This is a genomic window from Rhizobacter sp. P3_B12 (assembly GCF_056402895.1).
The window spans coordinates 1-4,954 of record NZ_JBFUGN010000436.1 but is presented as its reverse complement, the minus strand read 5'-3'; the positions used below and the strand labels follow the sequence as shown (position 1 = coordinate 4,954).

The 4,954-nt window shown below is 69.6% G+C and carries 6 protein-coding genes; 5 read left to right on the top strand and 1 reads right to left on the bottom strand.

Features of this window, described 5'->3' with window-relative positions; all coding sequences use genetic code 11:
* A partial coding sequence (locus AC1D01_RS20570; RefSeq protein ID WP_477869547.1) for an EAL domain-containing protein occupies positions 1-265 on the top strand: 265 nt, incomplete at its 5' end.
* 16 nt (positions 266-281) lie between these two features.
* Positions 282-1,877: a GMC family oxidoreductase gene (locus AC1D01_RS20565; protein WP_477869545.1), complete on the top strand. Its 1,596-nt coding sequence runs from the start codon at positions 282-284 to the stop codon at positions 1,875-1,877.
* Positions 1,878-1,881: 4 nt separating this feature from the next.
* Here AC1D01_RS20565 and AC1D01_RS20560 read toward each other — a convergent pair whose 3' ends face one another.
* Positions 1,882-3,066, bottom strand: coding sequence for a class I SAM-dependent methyltransferase (locus AC1D01_RS20560; RefSeq protein ID WP_477869543.1), 1,185 nt, complete (start codon positions 3,064-3,066; stop codon positions 1,882-1,884).
* A gap of 58 nt (positions 3,067-3,124) precedes the next feature.
* On the opposite strand from AC1D01_RS20560, the gene AC1D01_RS20555 reads away from it, so the two are divergent.
* The 3 genes from AC1D01_RS20555 to AC1D01_RS20545 form a co-directional block, all read left to right on the top strand.
* Positions 3,125-4,120, top strand: coding sequence for a threonine ammonia-lyase (locus AC1D01_RS20555; protein WP_477869541.1), 996 nt, complete (start codon positions 3,125-3,127; stop codon positions 4,118-4,120).
* Between the two features lie 10 nt (positions 4,121-4,130).
* Entirely contained in the window at positions 4,131-4,463 is a 333-nt protein-coding gene (locus tag AC1D01_RS20550) for a hypothetical protein (protein ID WP_477869539.1), read from the top strand.
* Between the two features lie 304 nt (positions 4,464-4,767).
* The coding region (locus AC1D01_RS20545; RefSeq protein WP_477869537.1) for a hypothetical protein at positions 4,768-4,954 on the top strand (187 nt) is incomplete at its 3' end.

Sequence of the window (4,954 nt, the reverse complement as noted above, 5' to 3'; positions counted from 1 at the left end):
GCCGGGCAATGCGCGGCGCGAGCGCATCGTGCGCTCGATCGTCACGCTGGCCAACAACCTGCACCTGCAGGTGGTGGCCGAAGGGGTCGAGCGCGGCGCGCAGCTGCGCTTCCTGCAGATGCTGGGCGTCGACGCCTACCAGGGCTTCCTGTTCCATGCGCCGGCGCCGGCCGAGCACTGGACGCCGATGCTGCTCGGCGGCCTGCCGACAATCGAGGACCTGATGCTGCCGGGCGCCCCGCAGTTCGGCCACAGCCTCATCTGAAGAACACGGAGGCCGCATGACGGGAGAGGTCGATTACCTGATCGTCGGCGGCGGCTCGGCCGGCTGCGTGCTCGCGAACCGGCTCAGTGCCGACCCGTCGACCACGGTCGCGCTGATCGAGGCCGGCGGCGAGGGCCGCGGCGCGTTGATCGAGATGCCGGTCGGCGCGGTCACGATGCTGCCGACGCGGCTCAACAACTGGGCCTTCGAGACCGTGCCGCAACCGGGCCTGAACGGCCGCCGCGGCTACCAGCCGCGCGGCAAGGCGCTGGGCGGCTCGTCGGCGATCAACGCGATGATCTACACCCGCGGGCACCGCAGCGACTACGACCACTGGGCCGCGCTCGGCAACCCGGGCTGGTCCTACGACGAGGTGCTGCCGTATTTCAGGAAGGCCGAGAACAACGAGCGCCTGCACGACGAGTTCCACGGCCAGGGCGGCCCGCTGCACGTCGGCGAGCTGCGCAGCGCGAACCCGTGGCAGCAGGTCTGGTTGCAGGCGGCACGCGAGGCCGGCTTCGCGCTGAACGACGACTTCAACGGTGCGAGCCAGGACGGCATCGGCATCTACCAGGTCACCCAGCACCGCGGCGAACGCTGGAGCGCCGCCCGCGCCTACCTGCACCCGGTGATGGGCACCCGCGACAACCTGCACGTGCTGACAAAGGCGCAGACGCTGCGCGTGCTGTTCGACGGCAAGCGCGCCATCGGCATCGAGATGGCGCGCGGCCGTCACGTCGAGCGGCTGATGGCGCGACGCGAGGTGATCCTGTGTGCCGGTGCGCTGCAGACGCCGCAGCTGCTGCAGGTGTCGGGCGTCGGCGACGGCGCCTTCCTGCAGCGCACCGGCATCCACCTGAAGCACCACCTGCCGGGCGTCGGCCGCAACCTGCAGGACCACATCGACTTCACGTTCGGCTACCGCGTGCCCGACACCGCGCTGTTCGGCTTCTCGCCGGCCGGCAGCCTCAACGCGCTGCGCGAGTACATCCGCTGGCGGCGCGAGCGCAGCGGCCTGCTGACCAGCAACTTCGCCGAGGGCGGCGGCTTCCTGCGGGTGTCGCCGGAGTCGCCGGCACCCGACGTGCAGCTGCATTTCGTCGTCGCGCTGGTCGACGACCACGCGCGCAAGCTGCACCTGCGGCACGGGCTGTCGTGCCATGTCTGCCTGCTGCGGCCGCGCAGCCGCGGCACGGTGCTGGTGCGCAGCGGCGACGTGCGCGACGCGCCGCTGATCGACCCGAAGTACTTCGACGATCCCGACGACCTGGAGGTGCTGGTCGAGGGTTGGAAGCTCACGCAGCGCCTGCTGCAGGCGCCGGCGATCGCGTCGCGCCTGAAGCGCGACCTGTTCACGGCGGGTGTCGAAAGCGATCACGAGATCCGCGAGGTGATCCGCAACCGCGCCGACACCATCTACCACCCGAGCGGCACCTGCAGGATGGGCACCGACCCGATGGCGGTGGTCGACCCGTCGCTGCGCGTGCACGGGCTGCAGGGCTTGCGCGTGGTCGATGCCTCGGTGATGCCGACGCTGATCGGCGGCAACACGAACGCGCCGACGATCATGATCGCCGAGAAGGCGGCCGACCTGATCCTGGCCGGGCCCTGAGCGCTCAGGCGGCGGCCAGCAGTGTCTCGAGGCAGTGTTCTCGGATGCCGTAGAAGGCCTTGATCTCGCGGATCTGCGCCAGCACCTCGTCGACCGGCTTGGGCTGCGCGCGCTTCACCGCGAGGATCATCTTGTTCTTGCTGGTGTGCTCCAGCGCGACGAACTCGAACACCTGGGTGTCGTAGCCCTGCGATTCGAGCAGCAGCGCGCGCAGGCCGTCGGTCAGCATCTCGGCCTCCTGGCCGAGGTGGATGCCGTGTTGCAGGATCGGCCGCAGCGGGTGCGGGCTCAGCAGCTGCGGTCGGATCTGCTTGTGGCAGCACGGCGAGCACATGATGATGGATGCGCCGGCGCGGATGCCCATGTCGATCGCGTAGTCGGTGGCGATGTCGCAAGCGTGCAGCGCGATCATCACGTCGACCGGTTCGCGCGCATGGGTGCGCACGTCGCCGTGGCGGAACGCGAGCCCGGCCATGCCGTTGCGCTGCGCGGCGGCGTTGCACAGGCGCACCATGTCCTCGCGCAGCTCGACGCCGGTGACCTGCGCGTTCATGCCGCGCGTCGCGTGCAGGTACTCGTGCATCGCGAAGGTCAGGTAGCCCTTGCCGGCGCCGAAGTCGAGCACGCGCACGGCCTTCGCGTCGCGCAGCGGCGAGGCCTTCAGCGCGCTGTCGAGCACCTCGACGAACTTGTTGATCTGCTTCCACTTGCGCGCCATCGCCGGCACCAGCTGGTGCTGCGGGGTGGTGACGCCGAGGTCGGTCAGGAACGGGCGGACGATGTCGACGAAGCGGTGCTTCTCGCGATCGTGGGCGCCGGCCGCGTCGTCGGCCTCGTGTTCGACGGCGGCCACGCGCAGCGTCTGCTGCCCCTTCTTGCTGACCATCAGCTGCACGTCCTCGCTGCGGGTCATCAGGTGCAGGTGGCCGAACAGTTCAGTGGCTCGTTCGCGCAGGCTTTGCAGGCCTTCGGCGAGCGGCATGTTGCGGGTCACGTCGCGCGTGCGGTAGGTGTAGACGAAGCTGAGGGTGTCGGCATCGCGCACCTGGATGCGGCGCAGCGTGGCGCGCAGCAGGTCGGGCTCGGGCCCGCGGTACTTGGCCAGCACCAGCTTGACGAAGCTGTGCTCGTCCACGCTGTCGGCCAGCCGCTTGAAGAATTTGTCGCCGTCGCTCGTGCTGCTCGTCATCCGTCGCATTATCCCGGCCCCTCGGCCACCGCATCGCTTGCGCGGACAATCCGTCTCCATGAACCCCGACACGCCCTTCCCTTCTCTGAACGAGATCCGCGCCACCGCCGACCGGCTGGCCGGCAAGCTGCGAGAAACCCCCGTGTGGCGCTGGCAGACCGGTGCGGTCGCGACCCGGCTCGCACCGGCGACCGAGGTCTGGCTGAAGCTCGAGCTGCTGCAGACCACCGGCAGCTTCAAGCTGCGCGGCGCGCTGAACTGCATCGAGGCGCTGGATGCCGATGCGAAGCGGCGCGGCATCGTCGCCGCGAGTGCCGGCAACCACGCGATCGCGGTCGCGTACGCGGCGCGCATCGCCGGCACCAGCGCGACGGTCGTGATGCCCCGACATGCGAGCCCGCTGCGCATCGCCACCTGCGAGGGCTTCGGCGCGAAGGTCGTGCTGGTGGCCAACGTGCACGAGGCCTTCGCCGGTGCGCAGGCGCTGGTGGCCGACGAAGGCCGCACGATGATCCATCCGTTCGACGGCCCGCGAACCTCGCAGGGCACCGCGACGGTCGGGCTGGAGTTCATGCAGCAGGTGCCGCAGCTCGACGCGGTGGTGGTGCCGGTCGGTGGCGGCGGGCTGATCTCGGGCATCGCCGCGGCCGTCAAGCAGATCAACCCGGACTGCCGCGTCTACGGCGTCGAGCCGCTCGGCGCCGACGCGATGTACCGCAGCTTCCAGGCCGGCGAGCCGGTGAAGCTCGACGCCGTCGACACGATCGCCGACAGCCTGGGCGCACCGTATGCGCTGGCGTACAGCTACGGCGTGTGCCGCCGCTTCGTCGACGAGATCGTGCGCGTGTCCGACGACGACATGTGCCGCGGCATGCACGATCTGTTCATCGACATGAAGCTGGCGGTCGAGCCGGCCCCGGCCGCGGCGGTGGCCGCGTTGTTCGGCCCGCTGAAAGAGCGCCTCGACGGCAAGCAGGTCGGCCTGGTCATGTGCGGCAGCAACATCGACGCCGCCCGCCACGCCGAACTGGTGGCGCGCGGCAAGCCGGCCTGACGGACGGGACATGCCGCGCCGGCCGAAGCATCACTACAGCGTCTACGTGGTGGAACTGGCCGATCCGGTGTGGAACGAGCCGAGCTTCCGCAAGGCGAACCCCGACTACCAGCTGGGCAAGCCCTTCGTCTACGTCGGCATGACGGGGCTGGACCCCGACGTGCGCTTCGACAAGCACAAGGCCGGCATCCAGGCGAACCGCTTCGTCACGACGTATGGGCTGCGCTTGTTGCCGAAGCTGTACGAGGTCTACAACCCGATGCCCTACGACGGGGCGCGAGACATGGAAGTGGAGCTGGGCATCGCGCTGCGGGAGGCCGGGTTCGGAGTCTGGCAGGCGTAGCGCGTCGCGTCGCGGCGGGTGGCGGGAGGGGCTGGGGACTCATGCCGGGGCGGTCGGCCCGGGGGCCGACTCCACGAAGAAGATCGGCTTCGGGGGTGCATCGGCAAACTCCCTCCACTCACTTCGTTCGTTGTGGTCAAACAGTGSCGATGAGTCRGTYYACGAAGCGTGCTGCGCACGCCACCSCCGAAGCCRMTCTTCTTCGTCGCCCCAGAAATCGCCCCCAGCCCCTCCCGCCACCCGCCGCGACGCTCAACACCACCCGCTCTTGTTGGGGGGAAAAGACTGAACAGACCGACGAAGCATGCCGGCGCTCGCATGCTCAACGGTCTGTTCAGTCTTTTCCCTCAAACACGGACGGGCGGTGCCCGCAAAGGCGCGGGTGGGCAGGGTGTGGAGCGCCAATCAGGGCGTGGCGCCGGAGCTGGCTGGTTTCATGGCCCGCGTGCGCAGCACGCTTCGTGCACTGACTGTCGCCGACTGTCTGACCA